Origin of the sequence: Burkholderia sp., from assembly GCF_018375725.1 — a bacterium.
Lineage (GTDB): Bacteria > Pseudomonadota > Gammaproteobacteria > Burkholderiales > Burkholderiaceae > Burkholderia.
Genome location: NZ_JAHACR010000453.1, coordinates 1 through 2,325, shown reverse-complemented (window position 1 = coordinate 2,325; position 2,325 = coordinate 1). Strand labels below are relative to the sequence as shown.

Below are 2,325 nucleotides of genomic sequence, written 5' to 3'. Positions count from 1 at the left end.
TGTGGTGGAGCGATCGGCGGGGCTGCTCGCATGCTTCATGCGGCGCGTGGGTGGCCGCGTGGTCTCGCATGCGTGCGAACGGATTTCGCAATGGCAGCGCGACGCCCGGCGAGCGCACTGGCAGGCGCGCTCGCCGGCGTGGCAGGACGCGGATCGGCCCGCTTATTGCTGTCCGGCGAGCCGCTTGGCGGCGAGACGTTCCTGCGCGGCCAGAATGTCGTTGGGATAGTAGGGCAGTTCGCCGCGCGCCGGATCGTAGCCGACGGATTCGAGATCCTTCAGTTCCTGGATCACCTGTGCGCGCGTGACGGGCGACGATTGCGCGGACGCGAGCGCCGGTACGGCAAGAAGCACGGCTGTAGCGATGGCGATGACTGGTTTCACGATTTTCTCCTGAATATTCCACGCGTATTTCCAATGGTTCGGCGCAACGCCGGAACCGGTGGGAAAAGTTTACGCAGCACGGGAGTCGGTAAAAACCCTGATTTCCGGTAGGCAGCCTTCCGGATCGAACAATATTGAGCGCATCGACGATGCGTATTTTTCTAGGATAGGCGCTCGATTCCATCGCTGTGCCGCTGCTGAGCGATGGCATGGGTTTGAGCTCACGCGCGTTCATAGCCGTCAATCTCCTGCTGGTGCAGGTAGCGCGCCTTGACCGGTCGGATCAATGTCATGCCGTCGATTGCCCGAAGCATGAACACGATGAACAGATAGCGCCCGGCCCCGGGCTTTCCGATGGCTCGCATGCGCGGCTCATCGGGAAACGGATCCGGCATGACGGCCGGCGTGCCCCGGAAAACCGCTTCAATCTCCTCTCGGGTCACGCCATGCTTCGCGCACTTGGTCGGGCCCGTTTCCTTCGTCCCAAGCGAAGTCGGGTATTTTGAGTGACATGCTGATGCTCTACACGTTTGTGCAGACATTGGTGTCTGCGCCATCGTCGACCGTTCAACGTCAAGTGAACCAGGTTCCACCTTGCATGAATGTCGATATCAGAACCGCGTGCGCATGCCGATCGTGCCGACGATCTGGTTCGGCGTGCTCGATGCGCCGCCCGAGTTGTTGATGAACGCCCGATAACCGCGGCCGGACGCATGCTGGTACATCGCTTCCGCGTAGACGTCGGTGCGGCGCGACAGCTTGTAGACAGCCTGCAGATCGACCTGGTGCCACTTCGGATCGGTGCCGTGCTGGCTGTCCGGGGCCGACACGCTGCCGTCCGTATAAACATAGGCCGCGCCGACGTTGAATGCCGGCGTCACCGCGTAGCGGACGTTCACGTCGTAGTTGTTGAAGCTGATCTGGCCCGTCGAACCGAACGCGCCCGCGTTGTCGTATTGCGAACGCGTGAAGACAAAGCCGACGGTCGCCGGACCGAACACATAGCCGATCCCGCCGCCGTACGCGCGCATGCGGTTCGCGCCGACCGACCAGCCGCCCTGGTTCAGGTTCTTCCCTTCCACGGCGTCCGTCGCGCCGGGGCTCGCGTTCGTCGTGCCCTTCGTACCGTTCATCTGCAGGTATGCGCCGGCCAGTTTCAGCGGGCCGTTCGTGTAACTGGCCGCAAGGCTGTACGCGCGGTTGCTGCCGAAGTTCGTCGCGTTCGAGAACGCATACATCGCACCGACCTTGAAACCCGCGTACGTGTCGCTCGTGTATTTGACTGCGTTGTTGATCCGCAGGGTGTGATTCAGGTTGTCGTTGTCGAACACGTGGCCAAAGCTCTGATCGCCGAAATCGCCGGCCGTCGCGGACAGCGGTGCGACGAAATCGACCATGGTGTCGTACTGGCGGCCGAGCGTCAGCGTGCCGATGCCGTTCCGGGTGAGGCCAAAGTAGGCGTGACGGCCGAACAGCCTGCCGTCCTGGCCGAGCGAGCCGTTGTTGACGTTGTAGCCATTCTCGAGCACGAACAGCGCCTTCACGCCGCCGCCCAGATCTTCCGTACCGCGCAGGCCGAAGCGGCTGCCGTTGAGCGAGCCGCTGTTCAGGCGGAATAGCGATGCGCCGCCGGCGTTATTGGTATAGATGATGCCGGCATCGATCAAGCCGTACAGCGTGACCGAACTCTGCGCGTGAGCGAGCGGCGCGAACAGGGCGGCGGTGGCGGCGCCGGCGACAAAGGCTTTTTTCACGAAAACTCCTGCGTAGGGACTGCGGACGTCGAATGCGTCGCAAGTATAGGGACGCAGGCGGCAACATTTGACTGGCGCGGCGCAGTAGCTCCATTGCAGATCCCGCAAGAATGATTCACAAAAGTGTCACGAAGGCCGCCGGGCAGATCGGCGAGCGCCGGGCGCCGGATACCGATTCCGGCGCGTT

General features: G+C 62.7%; 2 protein-coding genes and 1 pseudogene. All 3 read right to left on the bottom strand.

Going from position 1 to position 2,325, the window contains the following annotated elements; genetic code table 11:
* Positions 1-174: 174 nt before the first annotated feature.
* Positions 175-387 (bottom strand): annotated as a pseudogene (locus KH616_RS24265) (DUF4148 domain-containing protein); the annotation flags it as partial.
* Between the two features lie 218 nt (positions 388-605).
* Positions 606-926 (bottom strand): BrnT family toxin, encoded by a 321-nt coding sequence (locus KH616_RS24260; protein WP_292253761.1) that lies wholly within the window; start codon positions 924-926, stop codon positions 606-608.
* A gap of 69 nt (positions 927-995) precedes the next feature.
* The gene (locus tag KH616_RS24255) at positions 996-2,138 is read right to left on the bottom strand and encodes a porin (RefSeq protein WP_292253759.1); all 1,143 of its coding nucleotides are present in this window, start codon (positions 2,136-2,138) and stop codon (positions 996-998) included.
* Between the last annotated feature and the right edge of the window lie 187 nt (positions 2,139-2,325).